The organism is Dysgonomonas sp. PF1-14 (assembly GCF_029892965.1).
GTDB lineage: Bacteria > Bacteroidota > Bacteroidia > Bacteroidales > Dysgonomonadaceae > Dysgonomonas.
Genome location: NZ_JARXWN010000009.1, coordinates 134,117 through 160,245, shown reverse-complemented (window position 1 = coordinate 160,245; position 26,129 = coordinate 134,117). Strand labels below are relative to the sequence as shown.

The following is a 26,129-nucleotide window of genomic DNA, read 5'->3' as shown; positions in this document are numbered from 1 at the left end:
TACCTGATTTAATATTTCAGATTTCTACTCTCATGTTGTTGTAAAGTACTTTTTTTCTTTCGTGAATGAATGATACTCAACTCTAATATAGTAAAAAAATAACGGATCGGATATTGTTGTTAGCTTTTTTTAGCTATTGTAAGCTTTTGTTATAATATGTGTTTTATAAAGTTTTTCTTATAAATTTATCTATAACTTTGAACCGTTAAATATATTAATTTTTTCTATTTATAAAAAAGAAAGTTTATACATTTATAATGTAATCATTGTTGTAACAGACTATATATTCATCATATGAAAGATTCTATATTAAGAAAGGTAACCCCTCTTTCACAACAAGATTGCTTTATGATATTTTCCAGAATCAAAAAGCAATTTACGTTTCCGATCTATGTTCATGCCGAATACGAACTGAATTTTATTGAGAACGGAGCCGTAGCCAAGCGCGTAGTAGGGGATAGTATCGAAAATATAGAAAATAAAAATAAAAGACCGCCTGTATTCTCTTGCTTCCGAAGCTGAGGGAGCACATTCGGTGTTGAAACTATTGGGTATTCTGTACGATTTGTCATTGTCTCCCATGCGTGAGTTGTCGAGCCGGTCGTTCAATTCCCATGAACAAAACTTTGATAGCCGGCGGATAGAACGGGCGTACAACGTACAACTTTGTGCTCGAAAATTATAATAAGGAAGTGAGGCTGACTGATGTTGCCAATTTGGTCGGGATGACCGATGTAGCATTCAGCCGTTTCATAAAACAACGTACGGGACGTAATTTTATAGACTCATTGGATGTATACGATTAGGGCATGCAACCCGTATGTTGGTTGATACTACCCACAGTGTGGCCGAAATAAGCCTGATATGTGGATTTAATAACCTGTCAAATTTCAATCGTATCTTCAAAAAGAAGAAAGGTTGGTTTCCCTGATAGGAGTGTCCACCATAAAGATGATAAGGCCGGATTCTGGAAATGCCCTTATCATAACAGACGTATGTGTATGGAGATAATAGAGCGTTTTTAACATACGATAAATTAGCTATATTTGCATATTCAAAATATGCAAAACTTGTAAATAGAAAATTATGAAAAAAACGCTAGTGATAATAGCAACAACTTTAGGACTTGTATCTGGCTTACATGCTCAGGACAATGTAGATAAAAAAGCAGCAGAGATCGTGTCTAAAATGACACTTGCCGAAAAAATCGGTCAGATGTCTCAGATTAGTATAGATGTCGTTTGTAAAGGTGCTGATAGGCCTTCTGCAAGTACACTTCAGATAGATGAGGCAAAACTGCGCGAAGCTATTGTCGATTATCATGTAGGTTCTATACTTAATGCTCCCAATACGCGGGCACGTACACCCGAGTGGTGGACTAAAATTGTAGGACAAATACAGGAAGTGGCAATGAAAGAAACACGTATGAAAGTTCCTGTAATTTATGGTCTCGACCAGATACATGGGGCTACTTATACAGCCGGTTCAACGATGTTCCCTCAGGAGATAAATGTTGCCGCATCGTGGAATCCGGTTCACGCCCGTAAGATGGGAGAAATCACCGCTTATGAAACCAGAGCGAGTAATGTGCCTTGGAATTTCTCTCCTGTACTCGATTTAGGAATTGATCCGCGTTTCCCCCGTCAGTACGAAGGTTTTGGTGAAGACCCGTATATTGGAGCTGTATTTGGTCGCGAATTGATCAAAGGTTTTGAAGGAGACGATAACAATGTGGGTAATCCTACAAAGGTTGCTGCCTGTATGAAACACTTTTTAGGCTATTCTGCACCTATCAGTGGAAAAGATCGTACGCCTGCATATATTCCCGAAAATGTATTGCTTGAATATCATGTTCCTGCATTTCAAGCTGCTGTGGATGCAGGGGTGCATACTGTAATGATCAACTCAGGTATTGTCAATAATGTGCCTGTACATGCAAGTTACGAACTACTGACCACTCTGCTCAGAGAGAAAATGGGCTTTAAAGGAATGATCGTTACCGATTGGGAAGACATCAATAAGCTGTACACCCGTGATAAAATGGTGTCATCTGTAAAAGAGGCTATTAAGGAAGGTATAAATGCCGGTATAGACATGTCGATGATACCTATCAACTATAAAGAGTTTTGCAACCTGTTGACAGAACTGGTAAATGAGGGCGCTGTTCCGATGTCGCGTATCGACGATGCTGCCACTCGAGTTATTGCTCTGAAATTGAGACTGAACCTGTTCGAAGTGCCGAATACATATAGCAAAGACTATCCTGAATTTAATTCTAAAGCTTATCAGCAAGCTTCTTATGATGCAGCAGCGGATGGTATTACCCTGTTGAAGAACGAAGGTAATCTGTTACCATTGAAGAAGGGTGCAAAAATATTAGTGACAGGACCCAATGCCGTAAGCAAACGTTCTCTGAACGGAGGATGGACGTTCTCATGGCAAGGTGAAAAGATAGATGAGTTTGCAGATAACTATCATAACCTTTTGACTGCCATACAGTCGAGATTCGGCAAGGAAAACATCACTTACGTTCCGGGTGTAAGCTATAAGAATGTGACGGAGTATGCAACCGAATACAAAGACCGCTTTGATGAAGCTGTTGCAGCGGCTAAAGATGCAGATTATATAGTAATGTGTCTGGGGGAGAATTCTTATTGTGAAAAGCCGGGGGACTTAGACGATCTTTATCTGAATGACCTGCAAACAGAGCTGGCTCAGGAAATGCTGGAATCGGGTAAAAAAGTTATACTTGTACTGAGCGAAGGACGTCCGCGTGTGATCTCCAAATTCTCGTCTAAAGTAGATGCTATCGTACAGACTTATCTGCCGGGAATCTATGGAGCAGATGCACTAGCCGACGTTCTGATCGGAGATGTAAACCCATCGGGTAAACTTCCATACACATATCCTGCTTATCCTAACTCACTGGTTCCTTACTTCCACAAGTATGCCGAAGAGCAGGAAAAGAGCGAAGGTGCATACAACTATGAAGGAGACTATAATTACGAATATCCGTTCGGATACGGCATTAGCTATACTACATTTGCATACTCCAATCCGAAGATAAACAAATCGGAGCTGGCTTTAGGATCGAAAGAGGATATCGTTATTTCAGTAGATGTGACTAATACAGGCAGCAGAGACGGTAAAGAAGCTGTACAACTCTATTCGAGTGACCTGTTTGCATCACTGGTTCCCGATGTTAAAAGACTCCGTCGCTTTGAAAAGGTAGAACTGAAAGCAGGAGAGACCAAAACCGTTTCCTTTACATTGAGTTTGGATGACCTGTCGTTCATTAACCTGAAAAACGAACGAGTAGTAGAAGCGGGCGATTTTGTTTTCCAGATTGGTTCCTCATCTGCCGATACCAAGAATAAGATACCGTTTACTGTAAAATAACAGAAACAACCATAAACTGAATACTTTGCCATTCCGGAAAGAACCAACCTCCGGAATGGAAGGGATTCGTAATCCTGTTCGATGTGCATAACCTGCTCTATGCATACTCACCATGGGAGACAAGAGATGAGGCTCATTTCATTGAACGCAATCCCGGTGAATATTATTGGCTACGATTGTTATCTAGTGGGGAAGTTTGGTATGCTTCCCCACTAGTCTTTTAGATTTTCCGGTTATTTGACACGTGTCCACACCTGAGTCCTTCCGAAAGCTGAAATGCCTACATAGCCTCTCACTTTGAGCTTATCGTCGCCATCAAAGCTTACAGTACATTTGTATTGTTTACCGTTAGAGGGGTCAAGGATTTTTCCGCCATTGTATTCTTTTCCGTCTTTACTCAATCCTTTCAATATTTCAAGCCCGAGTACAGGTTTGTCTTTATCACCGCCCGAGCAGTTATTGCATTTTATCGCTTTCTTTGCAGGATTAAGGATTTCAACTACCTTGCCGTATATCTTTCCGTTTCGCTCGGTAATTTCTACTATCGACTTCGCTTCTTTTGTTTCATCATCTACAGTTTTCCATTTGCCCGTCACACTTTGTGCATTTGCCGATAAAGCACTGATCAATAAGCCTGTAATTAATATAAGTTTCAATTTCATCCCTTTTAGTTTTTAGATATTAAAAAATCAGGGAGCGAAAGTAGTGAAAAATATAGAGATAGTTTTAATAGAAACTATTAAAAATGAATCTATAATGTTAATTCTACCAATATATTATATAATTAGAACATTTATAATCACGAAAATCGTAACAATAGAATACAACTTCAAAGCCATCTTCTTCATATTGTAGCTGGTTGACATGACCATATTCTTTCGGACCAAATATTTTCCTTATTTCATCGGCATGTTTATTTATATAGATTGTGTCTTTAATTTTCTTTTGTTTTAAAAGAGCGGCTGCAGCACTTTCTACATCAATGCTACTTACTTTGTGTGTATCTTTCTCATAAGAAACTGATAAAGCCCACTCTGGGCGATCTTTACCCTCAACATAATAATAAACTGTATTAAAACTATATCTATCTTCATGTATTTTATGTTAGGTCGGTTCACCATAAAGCTCAAAGACTCTTTTTATTCGATAGGTCTCAAGTATAGGTAATAATTTTTCAAATCCAGTACAATCGAGAATTTCTCTAATAAACGGTTACCTATGATACCATTAAAAGGCATTCTCCTTCCTCCTCCTTTTTTCTGAAAACCAACAAGTTGGTCTTCTTCTGCCAAATAGTACTTGCCTAATTTTATTGTATCACACTCGACTGGATATCCCCAACTCCCCTCTTTGCCGGTTTTATTTAAAATATTATATTTTTGCGTAATGTTATCATTAAAATGTATTCTATCGTTAAGACCGGTATCTAATAAAACATATTCTGTTATTTTTTTCCCCTGTACATGAACGGTAACAGGCAAACCAAGCCTGTTATCATCTTTTTTCTCCATTTTGATAGAATCGTAATCGTACAGGTTTTCAGTATTCTCTAATACTTTAATATATTTATAGCGGTATGATATTTCTAATAATTTACCTTCAAATATTTTCCAGTCAAAAGCACCACATGCTCCCATTTTGTTAAATCCTTTAGATTTCATTTTGTTATCCTCCAGATAGGATGCATTGTCCCATATATATTCCAAATTTTCTATTTTCAGCTTCTTGGAAAACATATTTCCTTTTTCATTTTTAGTTCTTAAGCTATCTGATACAGTTAATCCAACCCAGCCGGTATCGAATATAAGATTCATCGGAATAGAGTCTTGGTATATACCATTCAATACAATCATTTTGTAATTATATATAAATGGTATCGCACCAGTCGGGATGGTATCAGATATTGCTTTTTCCGTAGTTTTATTTTGTTTACTATTACAAGAGCATGCTAGTAATGCAGATAGAAAGAAAATGATAATTTTTCTCATAGCATTTAGTTTGTCAGTTTCCGTCTAAAGATAAATGAAAATGTTGTATAAATCAATCTTCCAATTCGGAACTTTAAAACAAGAAACTCCTGCCTATTACAAGCAGGAGTTTCTTTTATCTAAATAATCAACTAAAATTACTCAGCCAACAATATTTCCATTATCTGCACAGCAGCCTTAGTCACTGAAGTACCCGGGCCAAAGATAGCTGCAACACCCGCTTTGTACAGGAAGTCATAGTCCTGAGCTGGGATTACACCTCCGGCAATTACCACGATGTCTTCGCGACCAAGTTTTTTCAACTCTGCTATTACCTGCGGCACAAGTGTTTTGTGTCCTGCGGCAAGAGAAGATACTCCCAGTACGTTCACATCGTTTTCTACAGCCTGACGGGCAGCTTCTTCCGGAGTCTGGAACAATGGTCCCATATCTACGTCGAATCCGCAGTCGGCATAACCGGTTGCCACTACTTTTGCTCCACGGTCGTGTCCGTCCTGACCCATTTTGGCGACCATGATACGAGGCTGACGACCTTCTTTCTTCGCAAACTGTTCCACAAGCTCCTGCGCTTTCTGGAATGTAGGGTCTTTCTTAGTTTCTGATGAATACACGCCTGAAATTGTTCTGATTATTGCTTTATAACGTCCTACTACTTCTTCGCAGGCATCAGAGATTTCTCCTAATGTAGCACGAAGACGAGCTGCCTCAACAGCAAGCTCCAGCAGGTTGCCTTTTTTAGTCTTAACACATTCTGTGATAGCAGCAAGTGCTTTCTTCACAGCTTCATTGTCACGTTTAGCTTTCAGGTCGTTCAGACGCTCGATCTGCTGACGGCGAACTTCAGTATTGTCCACATCAAGAATGTCGATAGGGTCTTCTTTCTCTAGGCGGTATTTATTAACACCAATGATGGTCTGAGTTCCTGAGTCGATTTTAGCCTGAGTACGTGCAGCAGCTTCTTCGATACGCATTTTAGGAAGACCGGTCTCGATGGCTTTAGCCATGCCGCCCAATTTCTGTATCTCCTGAATATGTTCCCATGCTTTGTGAACAAGTTCGTTAGTCAGTGTTTCCACATAGTAAGAGCCTGCCCAAGGATCAATTTCCTTAGTAATATAAGTTTCTTCCTGAATGTATATCTGTGTGTTACGTGCTATACGGGCAGAGAAGTCGGTAGGCAATGCGATAGCCTCATCCAAAGCATTTGTATGCAGTGATTGAGTGTGTCCTAATGCAGAAGCCATTGCTTCGATACAAGTACGGCCAACATTGTTGAAAGGATCTTGCTCAGTCAACGACCAACCTGATGTTTGGGAGTGAGTACGAAGTGCAAGCGATTTAGGGTTCTTAGCTCCGAAGCTTTTTACGATCTTCGCCCACAGCAAGCGTCCGGCACGCATTTTAGCGATCTCCATAAAGTGGTTCATACCGATAGCCCAGAAGAACGACAGGCGAGGTGCAAAAGCATCTACATCGATACCTGCGTCGATACCTGCTTTCAGATATTCCATACCATCGGCAAGGGTGTAAGCCAACTCGATATCTGCTGTCGCTCCGGCTTCCTGCATGTGGTAACCCGAGATAGAGATAGAGTTGAATTTAGGCATCTTCTGTGATGTGTATTCGAAGATATCAGCGATGATCTTCATTGAGAATTCTGGCGGATAGATATAAGTATTACGCACCATGAATTCTTTCAGGATATCATTTTGGATTGTTCCCGCCATTTCTTCCAGTTTAGCACCCTGCTCAAGTCCTGCATTGATGTAGAACGCAAGTATAGGAAGCACAGCACCGTTCATTGTCATCGAAACTGACATCTGATTCAATGGAATCCCTTCGAACAATACTTTCATGTCCTCTACCGAACAGATCGAAACCCCTGCTTTACCTACGTCACCCACTACGCGAGGGTGGTCGGCATCGTATCCACGGTGTGTGGCAAGGTCGAATGCAACGGAAAGACCTTTCTGTCCCGAAGCAAGATTACGGCGATAGAATGCATTCGATTCGGCAGCAGTAGAGAATCCTGCATACTGGCGGATTGTCCAAGGGCGCATAGCGTACATACCTGAGTATGGTCCGCGAAGGAACGGAGGAATACCTGAAGCATAGTTAAGGTGCTCCATGCCTTCAAGGTCTTCTTTTGTGTATACAGGCTTCACAGGAATTAACTCAGGAGTAGTCCAATTAGCCTCGATGCCATTATCAGCAGCCCATTTTGCCGCATTTGTTGCTGCAAAACCTGCTTTGTTAATGTCTATATCTTTAAAATTTGGTTTCATGTTTTTTTATTTAAAGAGTTCTAGAGTTCAAGAGTTCTAGTTTTTACTAGTAAACTAGTACACTTGCAAGCTCTGAAACTAAAATTAATTGATTCCTAATTTGGCATTGAACATCCTCAACGTTTCAAGAACATTGCTCTTCACATTCACGAAGTGTTCTATTCCCTGAGCTTTCAGTTCGTCCATAGATGCAGGAGCACCAGCTACTACAAAGTGAGCTTTACCTTGTATCAGTTTGTGTGCTTCTGGTGCATAAGTAGCATATTCGTCATCGCTCGAACAAAGAACGATGATATCTGCTTTCTTGTCGAATGCAGCTTTTACACCTTCTTCTACAGTTTCAAATCCTAAGTTGTCAATTACCTTGTAACCAGCACAAGCAAAGAAGTTACTTGAGAACTGAGCACGAGCCAGACGCATACCCAGATTACCGATTGTAAGCATGAATACTGTAGGAGCGCCATGTTTCTCGGTAGCCAGACGCATTTCTTCGAATGCAGTTCCCAAACGGTCGGTAGGAAGAGGCATGTAAGGAGCATCTTTTCCACATCCACATCCGCAAGCTTCTCTTTCAACGATTTTGCTTTCAGCTTTTTCGGTGAAGTTAGGGAATTGGTTGGTTCCCAGCAGAACTTCGCGGCGGGTAGCCAGTGCTTTGAAGCGGTTGTCCGCAGATGTTTTAACGGCTGTCTGTACTGTTCCGGCTTTCAATGCTTCGTAGAAACCTTTTTCGTCTGTTTCGAGGAATAATTTCCATGCTTGTTCAGCGATAGACTTAGTAAGGTTTTCAATATAATATGAACCTGAAGATGGGTCTGTGATCTTATCGAAGTGACATTCTTCTTTCAATAGCAACTGTTGGTTGCGAGCGATACGCTCAGAGAAGTCATCCGATGTTTTATATGTTTCGTCAAACGGACGCACAGTAAGTGAATTAACGCCTGCGATAGTGGCAGACATGGCTTCTGTTTGTGTGCGAAGCAAGTTTACATGTGCATCGTAGATTGTTTTGTTGAATGTAGATGTCTGTGCATGAGCATATATTTTAGCCGCACAGCGACAAAGGCCTTCCTGTGTCTTGTTAGGACATTCGTTCGGGCAAATTGGTTTGTAAGCTTCTACTATTTCAGCCCATAACCAGCGTGCCGCACGGAATTTGGCGATCTCCATAAAATAGTTTCCGCCGATACCGAAGTTAAATTTAATTTTCTTGGCTACCAGTGTGGCATCTAAACCTGTTTCAACAAGTGCGCTCAATATTTGATTTCCGTTAGCCAGAGCATAGCCCAGTTCCTGGAAAATGTATGAACCACCATCGTTCAATGCATGTGCATTAACAGCCAATACACGAAAACGAGGAAGTGGTGCAGCAGCTTTTACTATTTCAGCAGCTTTTTCTACCCATCCTTCTGCATCACGCCCTTTTTTCAAAAGCGGTTTGAACGGATCGTAGTTTACCGAGCCATAGCAATTCATCACATCTACGCCTAAACCTTTAATGTATTCAACCAGTATCTTGGTCAGCTCTAAAGATTTACGGTAGCATGTGCTGAAATTGAGTTCTACTGCTTCCGGGTGAATATCCTTCAACAGTGTTTTGATGTTTTCTACGTTAACATCATCTCCGTCGATATTAAAACCAAGAGAGTTCACTCCTTTGTGCAACACATCGAGAGCTTTAGCATTTGCTGCCTTAAAATCCTTTACACAAATGTCTTGACGAGTGTACCACTCATTGTCTTTTTTTGTGCCACGAATGTAAGGGAATTCTCCGGGAAGCGAATCGGTCGTTTTCAGGCCTTCTAGGTTTTCACTCCTGTAAAAAGGGTTTACATTGAACCCCTCGTTTGTTCTCCAAACAAGTTTTTTCTCAAAATCGGCGCCTTTAAGGTCAGCCGTGATCTTTGCCATCCACTCTTCGGTAGAAACCGCAGGGAAGTCTGAGAAAAGCTTTTCTTTCTGATTAGCCATGATTAAATTAAATTGTTTATATATAGGTTATTCTGTTGATCTATAATCGATTAATATAAAGCAAATTTATGCTTGTTAAAATATATTTATAAGTGTTTACACTCAAATAGTTACCGCTTTTAAAAATGCAACACAAAAGTACAGTATTTTGTTTGCTTGGTAAAGTTTTAGCACCTAAAATTTCTTATTAAAAGGCTGATAATTGTGAATAATTACGGTTATGTATTTTTTAGATGGAAAATGTTGAAGAAATACAAAGGATTTTATCTATAAAGGAAAAACATGAATATAACGAGTGTGTTTTCGAGAAATATGGATGCTTATAACAATGGGGTACGCTATATTGTAAATAAAGGTTCTACCCGGTCTTCTAAGACCTACAGTGTGTTGCAGTTATTATTTACGCTTGCCGATAAGGCTTCTTCGCCCAAGACTATTTCTATCGTGTCCGAGTCTCTTCCGCATCTGAAAAAGGGATGTATCCGCGATTTTAAGGAAATCCTGCAACAGATGAATAGCTGGGATGAAAAAAACTGGAATGCTACTGATAAAATTTATATGATAAAGGGATCGATGATAGAGTTCTTTTCGGCAGATAACCCATCTAAAGTACATGGGCCTTCACGTAATATATTGTATATAAACGAATGTATAAATATAGATTATGAAATATACAGGCAGTTGGCAATCCGTACTACGGAGACTATTTTTCTGGATTGTAATCCATGCTTTGAATTCTGGCTCGATGAAAGGGTGTTAACTCAGCCTGAGGTAGAGCTCATACATTCTACATACAAGGACAACCAGTATTTATCGTCAGCTCAGATAAAAGAAATAGAGTCGAACCGCAACGATGCCGAGTGGTGGCAGGTGTATGGGGAAGGGCTTACCGGAACGCGTCAGGGAGGAGTAATGCGTAACTGGGATATTGTGGAAAAGATGCCCGATACGTATAAAAAACGGTGGCTGGGTATGGATTTCGGCTTCACGAACGATCCTACAGCTATTGTAGATATCCGCCTGTCGGATGGCGAACTGTGGATAGATGAATTACTATACGAAAAGGGGTACGATAATATGATGATTGCTTCGGTACTCGAAGAACTGGATATTCCACGCGATACGCCTGTGGTAGCCGATAGCGCCGAGCCGAAGAGTATCAGGGAAATAGCATCGAAAGGCTGGAAGGTAGAGCCTGCCGAAAAAGGGAAGGATAGCATCACTACGGGAATATCGATACTGAACAGGTACAAAAAGCATATAACGAAAGGCAGCACGAATATTATCAATGAATATCGCAACTACCGGTGGAAAACGGATGAATTCGGGAATGCGACGAATACACCGATAGATCGGTACAATCATTCTATTGATGCTCAGCGCTATGTGTGTCTGAATAAGCTGATGGAGAATAACGGGGAATTGAATTATTCGGTAATTAAAGGTAAATAGTTGTTATCGGATTCGGAAAACTTTATCTGTATGGTAAAAACTTTAAAATTATGGAATTATGGCAAGTATAGAACTCTACATTAACAAACAATTATGTGAGATAGAAAATCCGGAAACGTTTTCGATATATCTCAAACGTCAGTTTCTGAATCCGGCGGAACTAAGTACAAAAGATGCGCAAAAATCGTATGATATTACCTTGCCTGCTACGGCGGTGAATAATACTATTTTCGGCTATACAAACACTGAAGAGGTGAGGGGGAAGTTTTCGCAGCTTTACGATGCTCAACTGTTGGTGGACGGTGTGAAGATCTTTGATGGAAAGTTTCGTCTGAGCAGTATTACAAAGAAATCGTACAAAGGTAATCTGGGCGTCCCTGCTCCCAAAACTGTGAAAGATATATTCGGGGAGACGATGATGAATCAGGCAGGGAAGTGGGAACTCAATAATTTTAAGGGATTCGATAGTATTTCGGAATATAATAATGCAGAAGATTCTCCGGTAATATTCCCACTCGTTTTGTACGGATTACTCCCTAAGTCGCCAAAGGAGAATGGAGAATTTACGGGTAAAGATATATACGATAATAGTGTGACTTTGGGTTTAGAGGATTTTTATCCTTCTGTAAATTGTGTAGAGATGTTGAAAAATATCTTTGAACAGGCGGGATATAATCTGTCGGGCACAGCGCTGGCAGATGAAAGATTATCGAAGTTATATGTGAGTTATAAAAATCCGAGTGATTATGAGTTTGACTGGGGAGTGAGTAAAATTTGGATAGGTGGAGAATGGAAACATTATAGGAATAATACAAAAACCTTTGAAAATAAATATGTGACAGACGCGGAAAGCCGTCGGTATATTGTGAATTTGTTTGACTCACAAAATAGTCAAATGGCTATCCATAGTGATAACGGAGGGAATATAACAACAAGAAATAAAACTACTATTACTATACCGCGATCAGGTCTGTACAAGATACGATTCAATGTAGACTTAAGTATGTTGACTGATGAACAGTTGTTGACTCATAGTCAAAGAATAGGAGTAAGAACAGGCACTTTGGATAGCTCACCTATAGAGATACATCTGGTGAAGAATCTGGATAAATCGTTGAACGAAATTCAATTTATAAACAAATTCGCTCTGGATAATATCAATCAGGATATAAAAGATGATGAAGCTGTATTCCCGGAACATCACAGAGTCAATTTTATAGACCCGAAAATAGACAAGAATTTCCTTTGTGGTTTTGCCTTTGGCAAACATCCGGACGAAAATTTCAGAAACCCTCTGAATGTAGACTACTGTAATCCGATGGCAATATCAGGCGGACGCTCGTGGGACTTTGATGGCGGAAACGGGGTAACAGACAGAACATATTCGGCTGTGTATAGTCCTAGCTATTTAAAAAGGAACTGGGATAAAAAAGGGAAGTTTATAGTAGACCTGCAGAATGCAGATACTCATACATGGAGAAATAATAATATATCAGCCGGAGGTATAGTCAGTCAGGTTGTCTGGCTCGATAAAGAAGATAAAATAGACCTGTTAACCCTAGCCAACTATAAATTTTCGCAGTACAAAGAGAAAGAGACCGATATCTTTTTTCAATGGGATAATAGTTTATTTGGATACAGTATAGATTTCAGTCTGGAAATAGAGCCGTTTAATCATTATCGGGATTGGTTGAAAATAGATGATGACGGGAGTAGTACAGAAGCAATGGATTGGGATAAGAATGACGAGGGTGCTTTTGTTGAAAATCAGATTGATTTAATGAAATCGCTACCAAGCGAAGTAAAAATAAACGACTGGATAGATAATTTCTGCAAGGCATTTAATCTTACCTTATACAATGTCGGCGGAAATAGGTTTAATCTGGATATAAAAGCAAAGGAAATTGCGAGAAATACATCTGCGGTTATAGACTTGGATGAAAAAGCCAATATAAACCAACTATCTAATCAGCCGCTTAACCTCCCGTCTGTGTATGAACTGGGATTTACCATAGATACCGGCGAGGAAGGGTATGTAGAGAGCATCGCAAAACAAAACGAACAGGCAGAACTTAAGCTAAACACAGGGGATGATGGCGGCGGAACATTTGAAACAGGTAGCGAGGATGTAAACAAACAGACACAAACGTCAAATTTTTCTTACTGCTGGTATAAGAAACTATATAACTCGAAACTGCATAAATTGCTGGGACTTGTGTTTATGGAGGTTCCGGTAATAGCAGATCACGAAGCATGGGAAAATGACTACGATTATAAAGAGATGCTATCCAAAGAGTATTTTGACAAAGGGCAACGTTTCTGGTATAAATCAGGGGTGAAAGAGCTGAATCTGAGACTGGGTAGGACAGCTACTGTTGCTTTGGTGTCGGATGAGTATGACGGAAACTACAGACAAAAACTGAACTATAGGAATGAGCCTGATACTATTATGAGTAACTATTTTCTGTTGTTGACCAATCAGAAACACTATACAATAGTAAACTGTTATCTAAGTCCGGAGGAGTACAAGGATCTGGGTAGATCGTTGGTAAAGCTTAATGGAGACCTATACTATGCGGCAGAAATAGACGGGTACGATCCTTTAGGGAAAAAGCCGGGGACCATAAAGCTTATCAGGCAGATATAATATATGAGAGTGGCATATTGAGAGGCAAAGAGAGAGCAGTTCCTCTTTGCCTTTTTTTGCTTTAATCAGTTTGCTGATCCTATACCCTTTTGTGTTAACACAATTGTCCTTTTGACATTATCTCCATAGAGCACATCAAGATGCGCTGCTCTATCCTGTTGATTGGTGTTTTCTATAAAATATATATTTACGGTTTTATTTCCGCTTCCTTTGATGGTGCGTAAATCGGAGGCTATATCTTCTTCAAAAGACCAAAAATATTCTCTGGTATCCTCCTTTACTAGTCCCCAGTCTTTCAGGTTTGTTTCAACACTCAGAGTAGTCATTAATACATCATTGTCCACAGTAACATATATAGTTGATTTACCGTACTCCGAAGCTTCTTTTATTCTAAAATAAACTTCTTCTTCCTCGTCATCATCTCCGCCACAAGCCGCAAAGCCTAAGCAAAGTGCGCATACAAATATAAAAGGTATAAGTTTTCTCATAATTATGATGTTGTTTGTTAAGTATTCGCAAATATACACTTTTTTGTTAAAATAAATTTCAATTATTAAAAAATGCTATCATTGTGTTATCTTTACGTATGCTTCTGTTGTTGACCAATCAGAAACACTATACAATAGTAAACTGTTATCTGAGTCCGGAGGAGTACAAGGATCTGGGTAGATCGTTGGTAAAGCTTAATGGAGACCTATACTATGCGGCAGAAATAGACGGGTACGATCCTTTAGGGAAAAAGCCGGGGACCATAAAGCTTATCAGGCAGATATAATATGTGAGAGTGGCATATTGAGAGGCAAAGAGAGAGCAGTTCCTCTTTGCCTTCTTTTGCTTTAATCAGTTTGCTGATCCTGTCCCTTTTTGGATTATGCTAATTGTTTTTGTTCTATTGTTTCCGTAGTAAACCTTTATTGTATGTGTCTTATCTGATGGATTAATATTTTTCTCTAAATATATATTTACTGTCTTATTTCCGTCTCCAAGTAATCTAAACAATTCGTTAGGTTCTATTACCTCATCGACAAACCAATAACCTTCGCTAGATAGTAGCTTTCCGTTTTTCACTAATTCCCAGTTTGTATTAGATTCGATATTTAGAGTTGTAAGTGTCACATTATTCTCTAGTTCTATTGTAAACCAAGCGAGATCTTCAGTGGCTCCTTTAACTCTGAAATAAGTTTCTTCCTCGTCATCATCCCCGCCACAAGCCGCAAAGCCTAAGCAAAGCGCGCATACAAATATAAAAGGTATAAGTTTTCTCATAATTATGATGTTGTTTGTTAAGTATTCGCAAATATACACTTTTTTGTTAAAATAAATTTCAATTATAAAAAAATGCTATCATTGTGTTATCTTTACGTATGCTTCTGTTGTTGATAGACCTCAGCCTGACTCTCTCTAATGGGGAGGGTGTTGCAAAGCCCTGAAAAAACGGGCAGATATATGGGTAACCTCTATAAAGATGAAAAATAGTAAGGTTGAGATATCGTGTATAAAGTGTCAAGTTTGTCAACTTTAGATAAAATTGTCTCTCGCAAAGGTGTAAAAAATACAACTCGTAACTAAAAGAATGAAGAACGATATATTCCATAAAAATCTGTTGAATGCGGTCAGAGAACGTGTACCGCAGAATAAACATATGGCAGGCCTGTTGATGGATATTTTGCATATCGGCAAAGAAGCCATGTATAGGCGATTGAGGGGCGAGGTGCTGTTTTCGTTCGATGAAGCCGCTGCCATCGCTATGGAACTCGGTCTTTCCCTCGATACGATTATCGGAGCAGACGATTCACGCAATAAGCCGTTCCAGCTGAAGTTGACGGAGTATGTAAATCCTACCCCGAAAGATTATGCCCAGATGGAGTATTATGTAACGGCACTGAAGGTGGCTCGAAACGATTCATATACCGAAATAGGTTCATCGGCAAATCTGTTACCGCAGACATTGTGTCTCAACTTTACTTATCTCACCAAGTTCTTTACTTTCAAGTGGATGTATCAGTCGTTTAAGCTCAGTCGCGATGTTCAGTCACTCGAAGATATCGATATGCCAAAAGACCTGTACGATGTGTTGCGCAGATATGAAGAAGAACTGATGTATGTAGATTACACATATTATGTATGGGACAGACTATTGTTTCAGTATTTGATAAACGATATTCAGTTTTTTGCAAATATCCGTTATATAACAACTGAAGATGTTGCCGCACTGAAAGAAGACCTGCTGAAGTGTGTAGACCGGATGGAAGCTATAGCCATCAAGGGGCAATACGATTCGGGCAATACCCTGCAATTCTATCTTTCAGGTATCAATTTTGATGCTACATACAGCTATTTGCAGACTGATACGGTGAATATGAGTTATGTGAAAGCTTTTACCTTAAATTCGTTCGTATCGCAAGATGTAGCAACATTTGACCGGTTTAAGAAATGGATAGATTCGTTGAAACGGCTTTCTACACTTATATCAGTGAGCGGGGGTATAGAACGGGCAAAATTTTTTAATGACCAGCGCACCCTGATCAATACGCTTTAAATTTGTATATTTGACGGACACTAGCACAAATACTTATATATGGGACTATTTGATATATTCAGGAAAAAGAAAGATATAGTACAGATCTCTGATACAGATCAGGCTCAGTTTGGTGGAGATATGCTGGCTAATGCCAATGCTTTGGTTAAGCAGTTTAGCGATGCTGCTCATTTAGACTTTAGTGTGGAAAGCCTGCATGTACTGGATCAGGTGATAGAAATGAATACGGCTTTCTATAATAAGGCTGATAATGAAACCAAGCGGAAAATGATAATAAAGATAGGTTCGTATATATTTGAAGTAGCCCGTCAGAATTTCGGAGGACGTTATTTTTGGTACGACCGTCTCGATCAGCCCATACTTGTTACCGGACAACCGGAGTTTGAGATGTCTTTATTAGCATATGAAAAAGTACGCGGACGTTTCGAGAACGGAGCGGAAGATAATATTCCATTCTTTTTTGCAGGCTATGCCGAAGGCGTAAAGAATAGAGCCAGCCAGATGATTGTCTGATATTCATCCGCTAAAGAAAGCCGGTATCCCTCGATATACCCGGATATATATAAATTTTGTCTTGCCAATGATATAAAGTTATATCAAAAGGTGTAGACTGAATTTTTATATGGCTTATTATCTTTTATAGAAGACCTACATTGTTCCATCTATTGAAATCCGCAAAAACTTATTTTCCATTTTGTTTCGATTTCCGAAACTATCTGCATTATTGACCTCTTTATTAGAAAATCATAAAGCATATCAGTGCCTATATTATGATATGCGAAATAGAAAACGTATCAATATGTTAAAAAAGACACACGTAAACCTTAAAAAATGCACAAAAAAGACTGTTTTAGCGACAATCTTATACTACTTTTACCATAGAGGAATGGATAATATTTGGAGAGTGGCGGAAAGGTATAATTCATTCGAGAATCTGAAAAATAGCAACAGAATAGTAACATCAAATATAGTTATTTTTTCAGATAATTCGCCCCCCTTATATGCTTGAAATTCGTTCCGATTTTTGAGATAATAAATAATTAAGATATACACGAGTATAAATGCCCCCAATAGTGATTATTGTAGTTTTAATAAATTAATAGCACTAGTTTAGATTTTTTTAATAGTTAAGGAAGAACCGCAAGTTTTGTGTAGTTTGTGAAGTGTGAAGCCATGTGAGCTGTGAAGTTCGCATGGTTTTGTTTCGTAAGGGGAATGACGATATGGGGGCTCTTTTATTGGAAATATACAGAAAAGAATTATCTTCATGGACTGTTAAATATAACCTGAATGAAAAACAGAATACTAACTCTTACTTTTATTGTTCTATTCTTTATTGGTTGCAAACAAGATAATGTGGCCGGAATAGATATTGCCGACACATTGTATACCCATCAGAGCTACGCTGAAAATAAAGAGTTACGCAGGCTTATAGAGGGTACTCTGGATAAGGATAAAGATTCACTGGTTAGATTGACTGAATTTGATTGTGGAGGAGGATCTGGTTGTTATGATCTGGGTTTTATTATCGTCCAGATTATTTATAAACTTGATGAACCCGCTTTCTCCCAAACAGTATCAAAACTGTCTGAAAAAGAGAAATCAAGTTTGAAAAACTGTATATATGCCGGATTGGAATACGGATATGATCAGCCACGCCATTTTGATGTTGAGTTCCCTGTGTTATATGAATTGTTGAAGTAAACAATAAGCTTTACCATAATGTTATATACAGATATAGTTATAATAAAGTGAAATTATGAAAAAAATAGTCTTATTTGTATCATTGATTGTAGTCTTGTTATCGGCATCATCGTGTAGGGCAGTACATACAAATAAGAACGGAATTCCTCCCGGACAGGCAAAGAAAATTACAGGTAGCCAGTCGGCTAAGCCATATGCTCCCGGACAAAATAAGTAGGATGTTTCTGATCTTAGAAAGACGCGTTCAATTCAAATGTTGTAGCATAAGTGTTATTTTATTGTTTAAAATAACACTCCCTGCATACCGGCAGATATCCACTGTCGCCGATAAGTACTACATCCTTTTTTTCTCCCAGATATAGATTCATAGTTGCTTTTCTTGCACACCTCGAGCAGCACGATTTTATTTCCTCTATTACGTCGGCTACCTCAAATAGTCTTTTCGACCCTAAGAAAAGATTACCGTTACTATCGGTTCTCAGCCCATAACAGATAAGGACTAAGTCTTTTTGCATACATAGTTTGTTCAACTGGTCAATGTCTTCTTCTGATAGAAATTGGCACTCGTCTATCATAATTACAGATTGATTATCCAGATAACCGAACATTTCCAGCAGATTTGAATTTTCAGGTATAGTTATACATTTCTTTGGAGGTATTCCGGCTCTGGTAGTGATGAAGTCACCATCTCGGGTATCGATGCTCGATTTGGCATAAACAACAGTTTTACCTCTCTCTTTAAGGTTGTATCCGGTCATTAGCAAGTGTGCTGACTTGCTGGAGCCCATAGCCCCATATCTGAAAATAATCTTACTCATATCTTTGTTGTGATCGTTAGCTTTTACTTCGGCAAAAATACAATTTTTATTTGTATTCGGATATAAACATTACGTCTCACAGTTTATAAAAGTAATTCATCTAACTCCGATTCGCTACGCGGAGGAGGTAGTTCCAAGCCCATGATCGTTTTATGGGCAGACGTTAGTTTGACGATTGTCGCTGCTAGTTGATCGCAAATGGCAGAATTATCAATAAATCGATCGTTTTCAATCCTGTTTACTTCCACAGAAACTCCCAATACTATTTGATTATCATACGTGAAGCATAAGATAACACTTTCTACATTTTTGAGAGGCTGACTAAGGTAAAACGCAAAAGCCTGATTTGGATTGTTGATACCAAAATCTATTACTTCTGAAAGAGTTTTAACAGGTATAAAATCCTCTTGTATATTATAATCCTCACTTTCTAAAATGAAAATGCCTTCATCCTTACCTAAGTTTTCTATCTCATCGCGATAGCAAAAATAATCGAGAAACTTTTCTATTGTTTCTCTATCTCTTTTCTTCGATAATCCATAAATATCGTAAAATGGAGGCATAATTATATGTTTATATGAGAAGTGAAAATAAAAGGGTTTATTTATTATTTCAAATATAGGAGTTTTTTTTAATGAAGCATAACTTCTAAAGTATCGAACTCTTTTTTGTGAAAATTTCGGAAAAATTGTTAGCTTTATAAAAACTTTAAATCCATAGGTAATGAAAATATATTTTACGATTTTATGTATTCTATGCTTTTTATCATGTCACAATCCAAACAATAAGGAAATCGCTCAAAATAAAGTTGAAGACTATATAATTAATATAAATAAAAAAAGCAACTATAAACCAATCCTATTTGGAGAGTTAGATTCAGCATTTACATCAGTAAAACACACAAAGCTTTATAAAGAATATAATCAAAGACGAGGAGCTTTTGAGGCAATGGAAATACTTAGCAAACAATATACTGATATATATTCTGAAGATGAAGTAAAATCAAATAAGGAGCAAGAGATGCACTTTCAAGCGATATGCGATTCTTTAGAATCAGCATTTACTCCTAAATTTATTGGTTGGAAGATACAACATATTTACAAGTATAAAAATTCTAAGAGTGAAGATGTCGTGGATAACCATATATTTTTCTTAGATAAAGAGAAACAAAATGTTATTAAAGATGAGCAGGTATATACAAATCTCCCTTACAATACTTATTTTCAAGACACAGTATTTTATGGAATAAAAAAATAATCCCTGCACTTTTCCAAATGCAGGGATATTTTCTGTGGAGCACAGCACCAAAGTATCGAACTCTTTTTGTGAGGATTGGGAGAAAATTGTTAACTTCATTGAAAAATGTAAATTATGAGAAATATACTTTACCTGTTTTCTATTCTAGTTCTTATATGTTTTTTTTCTTGCGATAGTTTTAGATATGCTCAAGGTATAGTTTTGGATAAGGAAACCAAATCACCTTTAGCCAATATTGATATACACAATATTCCATCGTCAAAATACGAATATGTTTTAACTCAGACTGATTCTATTGGTCATTTTGAGTTTAGATATACTACAGGAGGAATATTTGGAGGGCCATATGAGTTTTGGATAAAGCAAGATGGTTATAAACCTGTAAAAGCAAAATATAAGAATGATACCATACCCATAATTGTTGAACTTGAAAAAATTAAATAAAAATCCCCAAACATTTCTGCCTGAGGATTCTATTCTTGTGGAGAATATCGGACTCGAACCGATCACCTCAACACTGCCAGCGTTGCGCTCTAGCCAGATGAGCTAATTCCCCGATCGGACGCAAAGATAATACTTTTATGAATTGCGTCCAATATGTACTGAAAATATTTTACATATCTTTCTTTATCAGGCTGGCTAAGAACCCTCCCGATATAGTGCCATAGCAGCAATTTACCCAACATTCGGCCGACATGGGGTATGTACCCCAGTAACACGAAAAGTAATACCAGTAAACATATCCGGCTATAAGTCCTAACAACATCCCTGTCAGGATAGCCTTGTTATTCGATATAAAACTCAATATATGTTTCATTGCAATCTCAACTATTAAGGGCGTGTCCAATAAAAACTTTGTCCGGTCTGGATAGGCTCAGCCAGCATATCAGCTGTCACTTTAGGTCTCTTCTCGGCAGCTATAGCTTCGCGTATAGCCCGAGCAAACAGATTGTTAATCTTATGTCCCGGACAGTTGGCTACAATCTTACCTTTTATAAAATGACCTACCAGAGCCAGATCGCCAATGATGTCCAGCAACTTATGGCGAGCAGGTTCGTTCGGGTAGAGTAGGGGCTTGTTCATAATGTATCCCAACTTGCTGGCATCCTTACGTTTCACACCCATCACATCGGCCAGATGGTCGAATGTCTCCTGCTCGATCGGCTTATCGTATATAACGATAGCATTGTCTAAATCTCCGCCCTTTACCAGATTATTGCTGAGCAGTGGTTCTATTTCACGCACAAAGACAAATGTGCGTGCTGACGCAAAATCACGCGTAAACTCCGACAAATCATTCATCTGGGCATCCTGCTTGCGTAGCAATGTAGAATTGAAAGATATATGCGATTGTATGCTGAACGAATCGTCTGGTAGCAACAGCATTGAGGAGCCGGTTACCTTATCCACCACTTTTATCCGTTTGCGCTTGAATGTTATATATTTTCGCGGAGCAGTCTGTTGCTGAGCACCTACTTCCTTTATTTTGCTCACAAACAGTATGGAACTTCCGTCCAGTATAGGTACTTCCGGAGCATTTACGTCGATAAGGCAGTTGTCTATTTCGCAGGCATACAAGGCAGCCAGAGCATGTTCAACTGTGCTTACCTGTACATTATTGGCCGACAATACGGTGCCACGTTGGGTTGCAGAAACATTCTCTGCCAGAGCGTCAATTATGGGTTGTCCGGGTACATCGGTACGTCTGATTTTGTAACCGTGGTTTTCCGGTGCAGGATTGAATGTGATGCGTACGTTCAGTCCAGTGTGCAGCCCTTTTCCTTCCAGTGTAAAACTGTTTTTTAAAGTCCTTTGATAAACCATAACCAATCTATTTTAATATAATAATTTTATTCTTAACTGTTAATATTCAGGATGCCTGATTAAGCAAGCTCCGGCAGAATACCCTCCGCCAAATACTGATATGCAAATCAGGTCTCCTGCCTTAAATTTTTCTTTATTCTGCGCATATACCAGCATTGCGCTTGCCGATCCCGTATTACCCAACTCTTCTATGTTCGATAATACCTTTTCTTCCGGCATATCCAGTTGTTTGCTTACATTCTTCAATATCCGCATATTTGCCTGATGCCCGATGAAGTAAGTAAGATCATCGACAGAATATCCATTCCATTCAGTAATGTCTTTAGTATTCTGAGCGATATAAGTACATGCCTGCATAAAGACATCCTTACCATACGGCATTTGCAATCCTCTGTTTTTAGGCTCGAGGAATACTCCGTTAGGCCCTTGTCCGATATGTCCGAGCCCTTGCGTCATAATGTCTATGACCTGAGCCTCGTCAGAAGAACATGCTGTGTCTGAAAAGAAGAACGCTGTAGCGCCATCTCCCCACAGGTGTCCCGACATGCAGTCGCTATCGTCAGAGTATGTCGAATTGCGGTCGGCACATATCATCAATGCCTTCGACGACATTTGCGAATAGAAGAATGCACGGATAATTTCCATAGCATTTATTGCCGAAGAGCAAGCCGAAGATATATGAAATACCTTAGCATCAGTTATATTGTACTCCCGCTGTATATAATGTCCGGTAGTAGCAATGGTGTCCGAAGGTGTGTATGACGCAAATACAATCAAGTCTACCTCCTTAATGTCGTAAGGCAGCTTAGGTAGGGCATTCTTTACCGCTTCCTCACACATATAGTTCATCGTTTCCTTATCTGTCGCCCTCGACCGGGTTGAGATACCTGTTCGCTGAGTGATCCAATCGCTGGATAGTCCGTTTACTTCGGTGAAGTAATCATTCGGGATTCTGGTCTCAGGAATGTAATGTCCGATTTGATTAATAAACATATAATATATATTGTATTATTGAAATTCATATCTGCTTTCCGGATGGCGTACCAAGTGCTTTTTCCAGAAGCGGTGATTGTACATATGTATCAGTTTCTGACACGATTTTTCGTCATACTCCCGTACTTTCGAATATTCTTCGCCTATCAGATTCAGCGTATTACTGCTAGCTCTAAGGCGGCGGAAACTTTTACAACTGTCAAGTATATTCGGTCTCTTAAAACTCATCCTGTTGAGGTCTACCAGATAGAACCGATACTCATTGCCGGTCTTTTTATATAAGATATTACCTGGTGGGTAGTCTTTATGGAATATACCTTTCTGATGTATTTCGGCCGTAAAAAGCGTAAACGCCTGTATCAGATCTTTACTCTGATCTTCAGACTGTTTGTATATCTCTTTCATCGTACCGTCCACAGGCTCATGTATCGAAACATAGTATGATTCGCACAGCAATCCGTTCCGGCTTGTTTCTATATACGCTATGGGCGAGGGAGTGCCTATTCCTCTTCTCAGTACTTCTAAGGCATTCAGAAAAGACCGTTCGGCTTTCGATTTACGTATATACTTATAAGCAAATCTGTTTATGAATATAGGTCTCTTAAATGATTTAATGTTTATAAGTAAACCTTGTTCCCGAAATATCTTGATTGTATTTCGCGCATCATAAATAGTTTCACCCTGCTGGATGAATATTTCAGGGATAGAATTTATAAAATTCGATAACCTGCTGTATTCAGGATTGATATATGTTTTCATTTTGCTGCTCTGTTATAAATGATTTCCAGATTTTCTACGGGAACAACTCCCATTATCCGTTCTATTTCCTTTCCATCTCTGAATACCAATATACTAGGTGTTCCCGATATGTTATACTTGCTGTATCTGCCCGGATATTTCTCTATATTGAGTTTATAATAACCGGCTGAACCTTCCTTTTTTGCCGATAGTATATTAAGATTGTATTCCATCTTTTTACATAGATCGGAATCATCTTTGTATAACAATACGAAAGATATATTGGACGAAATAGCATCAGAGAATGTCTTGTCGCTTATTTCAATACAATGGCTGTTCTCTACTTTCGGAGGAATTGTGCCTATTTTGATATTGGCTAAAATACTTGTCGAAACAAACATAATAGCGAATAACAGTATAAAATGCCAGGTCTTGAACCGGAAATTATTCAATATGTTCATGTCTATGTATTTTATAGTTTGTTGTTAAATTAATTTAGTCTGCTTGTATGATCTTCTTTGGGAGGAAGATGCAATTTAAAAGAGATTGTAAAAATCCGGTTTGATACAGATTCCTACTCTGACATTCATCGTATATTTGTTATAGTCCAGCAGGCTTTCACCATAACCCTGATAAAAACGTGCAAACAAATACTGATTCGATCTTTCCGAGATACGGAATGCTGCCGTTACCGTGGTATTCATGTTTATAACTCCTTTTCTCGGGTTTATATCGGCCGACAACCACCACTTGTGCTTATTGCTGATATAGTTGATAGAAACAAAACCGAGCCCCCGATAATCTAAAAGATCCTTATTGTTTTCACCGTCGACCCATGGCGCCCACATTTCTCCCGAAAAATTGAAGCGGGCGTTGAAGTAATATTTCATTGACAGGCTCAGGTAATTCCAGCTTCTGGACTCATCTCCGTCGCGTCCGTTCGATTCATGCTTGATCTGTGCAAATACCGCCCCCACAACTTTGTTGTCATAAAACAAATACTTACCCAATCCCAATCCCGGATTATAATTCGTATCCCTGAACGGACTCGATGTAGCATATATATCCCAGAACGATCTTTGCGTATATGTCAGATATGCAAATGTTTTGAATGGAAGCACGCTCTTTGTCAGTCGCTGCCTGATACTTATCTGAAATGTGGCGTCAGCAGAATTCTTAGTGATTTCTCTGTTGAGTGGCACTCCTGTTACAAAATATGTATCGCGATATACTGCAAAAGAGGGCAGCCTATCCGTCATTTTTATAGCCTGTTCTTCTGTTATCTCCAGATGTCGTGGCTTAAATATATTCGGGTCTTCCATAGCCTTGTCGTACTTTTGTCGCAGGCTGTCGTCGACTATATATCTTAACTCATCCTGGGCTGATAAGATTGTCGAGAAGATAATGAAAAATGTAAGTAAATAAAGTCTTGGCATAAAACTCTGTCGTTTAATCGAATATAAACTGGCTGATAAATCGGTCGTTTGTTAATTCATCCTTGTTTTTAATATTAATGCCTATCTTGTTCAAGACATTCTTCAGATCGTTGCTTATAGAATCGACATATATAAGCGTTACTTTTTTCAGAGCCATCAGTAGTGAGAAATAGTTGGTCTCCGTATTTTCCAGTTTCAGCGTTTCCACACCTTTTACCCTGTCATCTTCCAGTTCGAAGATATTTACTGTAGTATTATTTTGAATTCCTTTGCTTAAAGCCCCTTTTTGCATAAGGATAGCGATTATTTCTGTCATTTTGCTGTTCTTTGATTTGTTATAACTGTACTTATCGTAAGTGAACAATCATTCATCCGTTTCGGGCGATACTAGGGGTTTTATTGTCGGTGCATTTAAATTTTCAACAGAATATTACACTTTGATCAGAGAGTATAAGTAATCCATTACTTTTTTTCGTTTCTCCATATCGCGCAGTATATTCACTGTAAACATAGAGTCATCACTGCTCCTGTCAGACGATTCCTTCACGCTGGTGTTGTTAAATAAAATACACATGATTTCAATATCTATGTCCTCCCGTACCTCCTTGTTTTCAATGCTATTTTCCAGAGCTGTCTTCCAATGATCCAGGAATGTGCGGTTTATTACTCCAAAACGGTCGATGAAGTTTGGGTAATATTTTGCTGCCTGAATCATTAGTGCTGTATAGTTTAAGAAGAAAGTATGAGTAACTCCGGCTCTGGTAAATGCATTCAAAAACAACTTTTGTCTCCGATGTATTAATTCAATCAGTTCCTTTGCAGTGAGATCATCTTTTATACTTTTGAGTATTTTTTCGAACAGATTGAAAAAGTATTCGTCTACAACTGCAAAGAACAATTCTTCCTTATTCTTGAAATACCGGTACATCGCACCACGCGACATATTCAGCTCTTCCTGCAAAACTGAGATAGAAGCGCTGTCATAGCCCTTATTCATAAAGACATCAAAGGCTCTTCTTAATATGTATTCTCTACTATATTTCATATCCAATATCAAAATAAACAATCGTTCACAATG

General features: G+C 38.7%; 26 protein-coding genes, 1 tRNA gene and 1 pseudogene. 11 read left to right on the top strand and 17 right to left on the bottom strand.

Annotated elements, in window-relative coordinates:
* Positions 1–294: 294 nt before the first annotated feature.
* A pseudogene (locus M2448_RS12360) lies at positions 295–931 on the top strand (AraC family transcriptional regulator).
* 155 nt (positions 932–1,086) lie between these two features.
* Entirely contained in the window at positions 1,087–3,399 is a 2,313-nt protein-coding gene (locus M2448_RS12355) for a glycoside hydrolase family 3 N-terminal domain-containing protein (RefSeq protein WP_280646184.1), read from the top strand.
* Positions 3,400–3,632: 233 nt separating this feature from the next.
* On the opposite strand, the gene M2448_RS12350 is transcribed toward M2448_RS12355, so the two are convergent.
* The 4 genes from M2448_RS12350 to mutA all read right to left on the bottom strand — a co-directional run bounded on the left by M2448_RS12350 (position 3,633) and on the right by mutA (position 9,643).
* On the bottom strand, positions 3,633–4,061 hold the full coding sequence (locus tag M2448_RS12350; RefSeq protein WP_280646185.1) for a DUF2147 domain-containing protein: 429 nt from the start codon (positions 4,059–4,061) through the stop codon (positions 3,633–3,635).
* Between the two features lie 477 nt (positions 4,062–4,538).
* Positions 4,539–5,387, bottom strand: a complete 849-nt coding sequence (locus M2448_RS12345) for a hypothetical protein (RefSeq protein ID WP_280646186.1) — start codon at positions 5,385–5,387, stop codon at positions 4,539–4,541.
* 137 nt (positions 5,388–5,524) lie between these two features.
* Positions 5,525–7,672 carry a methylmalonyl-CoA mutase gene (scpA, locus tag M2448_RS12340; RefSeq protein ID WP_280646187.1) on the bottom strand — a complete coding sequence of 716 codons (2,148 nt, stop codon included), beginning with the start codon at positions 7,670–7,672 and terminating at the stop codon, positions 5,525–5,527.
* Between the two features lie 84 nt (positions 7,673–7,756).
* Complete coding sequence (mutA, locus tag M2448_RS12335; protein WP_280646188.1) at positions 7,757–9,643, bottom strand: methylmalonyl-CoA mutase small subunit; 1,887 nt, start codon at positions 9,641–9,643, stop codon at positions 7,757–7,759.
* A 282-nt stretch (positions 9,644–9,925) separates the two neighbouring features.
* Here mutA and M2448_RS12330 point away from each other — a divergent pair, with 282 nt between their 5' ends.
* A complete protein-coding gene (locus M2448_RS12330) occupies positions 9,926–11,095 on the top strand; it encodes a terminase large subunit (RefSeq protein ID WP_280646189.1) in 1,170 nt (389 codons plus the stop codon).
* A gap of 58 nt (positions 11,096–11,153) precedes the next feature.
* Entirely contained in the window at positions 11,154–13,742 is a 2,589-nt protein-coding gene (locus M2448_RS12325) for a hypothetical protein (protein ID WP_280646190.1), read from the top strand.
* A 65-nt stretch (positions 13,743–13,807) separates the two neighbouring features.
* Here the strand turns inward: M2448_RS12325 and M2448_RS12320 are convergent, their stop codons facing one another.
* Positions 13,808–14,230, bottom strand: a complete 423-nt coding sequence (locus tag M2448_RS12320; protein WP_280646191.1) for a hypothetical protein — start codon at positions 14,228–14,230, stop codon at positions 13,808–13,810.
* A gap of 83 nt (positions 14,231–14,313) precedes the next feature.
* Between M2448_RS12320 and M2448_RS12315 the strand changes: the two genes are divergently transcribed.
* The gene (locus tag M2448_RS12315; RefSeq protein WP_280646192.1) at positions 14,314–14,517 is read left to right on the top strand and encodes a hypothetical protein; all 204 of its coding nucleotides are present in this window, start codon (positions 14,314–14,316) and stop codon (positions 14,515–14,517) included.
* 65 nt (positions 14,518–14,582) lie between these two features.
* On the opposite strand, the gene M2448_RS12310 is transcribed toward M2448_RS12315, so the two are convergent.
* The gene (locus M2448_RS12310) at positions 14,583–15,008 is read right to left on the bottom strand and encodes a hypothetical protein (protein WP_280646193.1); all 426 of its coding nucleotides are present in this window, start codon (positions 15,006–15,008) and stop codon (positions 14,583–14,585) included.
* A 307-nt stretch (positions 15,009–15,315) separates the two neighbouring features.
* On the opposite strand from M2448_RS12310, the gene M2448_RS12305 reads away from it, so the two are divergent.
* The 4 genes from M2448_RS12305 (at position 15,316) to M2448_RS12290 (ending at position 18,202) form a co-directional block, all read left to right on the top strand.
* The gene (locus tag M2448_RS12305; RefSeq protein ID WP_280646194.1) at positions 15,316–16,281 is read left to right on the top strand and encodes a hypothetical protein; all 966 of its coding nucleotides are present in this window, start codon (positions 15,316–15,318) and stop codon (positions 16,279–16,281) included.
* Between the two features lie 39 nt (positions 16,282–16,320).
* Positions 16,321–16,794, top strand: coding sequence for a hypothetical protein (locus tag M2448_RS12300; RefSeq protein WP_280646195.1), 474 nt, complete (start codon positions 16,321–16,323; stop codon positions 16,792–16,794).
* A gap of 777 nt (positions 16,795–17,571) precedes the next feature.
* Entirely contained in the window at positions 17,572–17,985 is a 414-nt protein-coding gene (locus tag M2448_RS12295; RefSeq protein ID WP_280646196.1) for a hypothetical protein, read from the top strand.
* 55 nt (positions 17,986–18,040) lie between these two features.
* On the top strand, positions 18,041–18,202 hold the full coding sequence (locus M2448_RS12290; RefSeq protein ID WP_280646197.1) for a quinol oxidase subunit 4: 162 nt from the start codon (positions 18,041–18,043) through the stop codon (positions 18,200–18,202).
* Positions 18,203–18,260: 58 nt separating this feature from the next.
* On the opposite strand, the gene M2448_RS12285 is transcribed toward M2448_RS12290, so the two are convergent.
* Positions 18,261–18,803, bottom strand: coding sequence for a hypothetical protein (locus M2448_RS12285; RefSeq protein WP_280646198.1), 543 nt, complete (start codon positions 18,801–18,803; stop codon positions 18,261–18,263).
* A gap of 83 nt (positions 18,804–18,886) precedes the next feature.
* Positions 18,887–19,366 (bottom strand): hypothetical protein, encoded by a 480-nt coding sequence (locus M2448_RS12280; protein ID WP_280646199.1) that lies wholly within the window; start codon positions 19,364–19,366, stop codon positions 18,887–18,889.
* 160 nt (positions 19,367–19,526) lie between these two features.
* On the opposite strand from M2448_RS12280, the gene M2448_RS12275 reads away from it, so the two are divergent.
* Both M2448_RS12275 and M2448_RS12270 read left to right on the top strand, forming a co-directional pair.
* On the top strand, positions 19,527–20,060 hold the full coding sequence (locus M2448_RS12275; protein WP_280646200.1) for a hypothetical protein: 534 nt from the start codon (positions 19,527–19,529) through the stop codon (positions 20,058–20,060).
* Between the two features lie 114 nt (positions 20,061–20,174).
* Complete coding sequence (locus M2448_RS12270; protein ID WP_280646201.1) at positions 20,175–20,504, top strand: hypothetical protein; 330 nt, start codon at positions 20,175–20,177, stop codon at positions 20,502–20,504.
* A 38-nt stretch (positions 20,505–20,542) separates the two neighbouring features.
* Here the strand turns inward: M2448_RS12270 and M2448_RS12265 are convergent.
* From M2448_RS12265 to M2448_RS12225, 9 genes are all read right to left on the bottom strand, one after another.
* Positions 20,543–20,616 (bottom strand) — tRNA-Ala (locus M2448_RS12265).
* A gap of 57 nt (positions 20,617–20,673) precedes the next feature.
* The gene (locus M2448_RS12260) at positions 20,674–20,877 is read right to left on the bottom strand and encodes a hypothetical protein (protein WP_280646202.1); all 204 of its coding nucleotides are present in this window, start codon (positions 20,875–20,877) and stop codon (positions 20,674–20,676) included.
* 14 nt (positions 20,878–20,891) lie between these two features.
* Complete coding sequence (locus M2448_RS12255) at positions 20,892–21,884, bottom strand: UDP-3-O-acyl-N-acetylglucosamine deacetylase (protein WP_280646203.1); 993 nt, start codon at positions 21,882–21,884, stop codon at positions 20,892–20,894.
* Between the two features lie 39 nt (positions 21,885–21,923).
* Complete coding sequence (locus M2448_RS12250; protein WP_280646204.1) at positions 21,924–22,877, bottom strand: ketoacyl-ACP synthase III; 954 nt, start codon at positions 22,875–22,877, stop codon at positions 21,924–21,926.
* 15 nt (positions 22,878–22,892) lie between these two features.
* Positions 22,893–23,636: a lipopolysaccharide kinase InaA family protein gene (locus M2448_RS12245; RefSeq protein ID WP_280646205.1), complete on the bottom strand. Its 744-nt coding sequence runs from the start codon at positions 23,634–23,636 to the stop codon at positions 22,893–22,895.
* The gene (locus tag M2448_RS12240; RefSeq protein ID WP_280646206.1) at positions 23,633–24,076 is read right to left on the bottom strand and encodes a thioredoxin family protein; all 444 of its coding nucleotides are present in this window, start codon (positions 24,074–24,076) and stop codon (positions 23,633–23,635) included. The genes M2448_RS12245 and M2448_RS12240 overlap by 4 nt, the downstream gene beginning before the upstream one ends.
* A 75-nt stretch (positions 24,077–24,151) precedes the next feature.
* The gene (locus M2448_RS12235) at positions 24,152–25,051 is read right to left on the bottom strand and encodes a phospholipase A (protein ID WP_280646207.1); all 900 of its coding nucleotides are present in this window, start codon (positions 25,049–25,051) and stop codon (positions 24,152–24,154) included.
* 13 nt (positions 25,052–25,064) lie between these two features.
* A complete protein-coding gene (locus M2448_RS12230; RefSeq protein WP_280646208.1) occupies positions 25,065–25,367 on the bottom strand; it encodes a hypothetical protein in 303 nt (100 codons plus the stop codon).
* A 114-nt stretch (positions 25,368–25,481) separates the two neighbouring features.
* Positions 25,482–26,096 carry a TetR/AcrR family transcriptional regulator gene (locus tag M2448_RS12225; RefSeq protein WP_280646209.1) on the bottom strand — a complete coding sequence of 205 codons (615 nt, stop codon included), beginning with the start codon at positions 26,094–26,096 and terminating at the stop codon, positions 25,482–25,484.
* Positions 26,097–26,129 lie beyond the last annotated feature (33 nt).

Coding starts and splice junctions, on each gene's coding strand:
- M2448_RS12260 (WP_280646202.1), bottom strand. CDS start 20,877: ATGAAACATATATTGAGTTTTATATCGAATAACAAGGCTATCCTGACA.
- M2448_RS12230 (WP_280646208.1), bottom strand. CDS start 25,367: ATGACAGAAATAATCGCTATCCTTATGCAAAAAGGGGCTTTAAGCAAA.
- M2448_RS12255 (WP_280646203.1), bottom strand. CDS start 21,884: ATGGTTTATCAAAGGACTTTAAAAAACAGTTTTACACTGGAAGGAAAA.
- M2448_RS12345 (WP_280646186.1), bottom strand. CDS start 5,387: ATGAGAAAAATTATCATTTTCTTTCTATCTGCATTACTAGCATGCTCT.
- M2448_RS12330 (WP_280646189.1), top strand. CDS start 9,926: ATGAATATAACGAGTGTGTTTTCGAGAAATATGGATGCTTATAACAAT.
- M2448_RS12305 (WP_280646194.1), top strand. CDS start 15,316: ATGAAGAACGATATATTCCATAAAAATCTGTTGAATGCGGTCAGAGAA.
- mutA (WP_280646188.1), bottom strand. CDS start 9,643: ATGGCTAATCAGAAAGAAAAGCTTTTCTCAGACTTCCCTGCGGTTTCT.
- M2448_RS12235 (WP_280646207.1), bottom strand. CDS start 25,051: ATGCCAAGACTTTATTTACTTACATTTTTCATTATCTTCTCGACAATC.
- M2448_RS12270 (WP_280646201.1), top strand. CDS start 20,175: ATGAGAAATATACTTTACCTGTTTTCTATTCTAGTTCTTATATGTTTT.
- M2448_RS12280 (WP_280646199.1), bottom strand. CDS start 19,366: ATGCCTCCATTTTACGATATTTATGGATTATCGAAGAAAAGAGATAGA.
- scpA (WP_280646187.1), bottom strand. CDS start 7,672: ATGAAACCAAATTTTAAAGATATAGACATTAACAAAGCAGGTTTTGCA.
- M2448_RS12275 (WP_280646200.1), top strand. CDS start 19,527: ATGAAAATATATTTTACGATTTTATGTATTCTATGCTTTTTATCATGT.
- M2448_RS12245 (WP_280646205.1), bottom strand. CDS start 23,636: ATGAAAACATATATCAATCCTGAATACAGCAGGTTATCGAATTTTATA.
- M2448_RS12250 (WP_280646204.1), bottom strand. CDS start 22,877: ATGTTTATTAATCAAATCGGACATTACATTCCTGAGACCAGAATCCCG.
- M2448_RS12355 (WP_280646184.1), top strand. CDS start 1,087: ATGAAAAAAACGCTAGTGATAATAGCAACAACTTTAGGACTTGTATCT.
- M2448_RS12300 (WP_280646195.1), top strand. CDS start 16,321: ATGGGACTATTTGATATATTCAGGAAAAAGAAAGATATAGTACAGATC.
- M2448_RS12295 (WP_280646196.1), top strand. CDS start 17,572: ATGAAAAACAGAATACTAACTCTTACTTTTATTGTTCTATTCTTTATT.
- M2448_RS12285 (WP_280646198.1), bottom strand. CDS start 18,803: ATGAGTAAGATTATTTTCAGATATGGGGCTATGGGCTCCAGCAAGTCA.
- M2448_RS12225 (WP_280646209.1), bottom strand. CDS start 26,096: ATGAAATATAGTAGAGAATACATATTAAGAAGAGCCTTTGATGTCTTT.
- M2448_RS12325 (WP_280646190.1), top strand. CDS start 11,154: ATGGCAAGTATAGAACTCTACATTAACAAACAATTATGTGAGATAGAA.
- M2448_RS12290 (WP_280646197.1), top strand. CDS start 18,041: ATGAAAAAAATAGTCTTATTTGTATCATTGATTGTAGTCTTGTTATCG.
- M2448_RS12240 (WP_280646206.1), bottom strand. CDS start 24,076: ATGAACATATTGAATAATTTCCGGTTCAAGACCTGGCATTTTATACTG.
- M2448_RS12310 (WP_280646193.1), bottom strand. CDS start 15,008: ATGAGAAAACTTATACCTTTTATATTTGTATGCGCGCTTTGCTTAGGC.
- M2448_RS12350 (WP_280646185.1), bottom strand. CDS start 4,061: ATGAAATTGAAACTTATATTAATTACAGGCTTATTGATCAGTGCTTTA.
- M2448_RS12320 (WP_280646191.1), bottom strand. CDS start 14,230: ATGAGAAAACTTATACCTTTTATATTTGTATGCGCACTTTGCTTAGGC.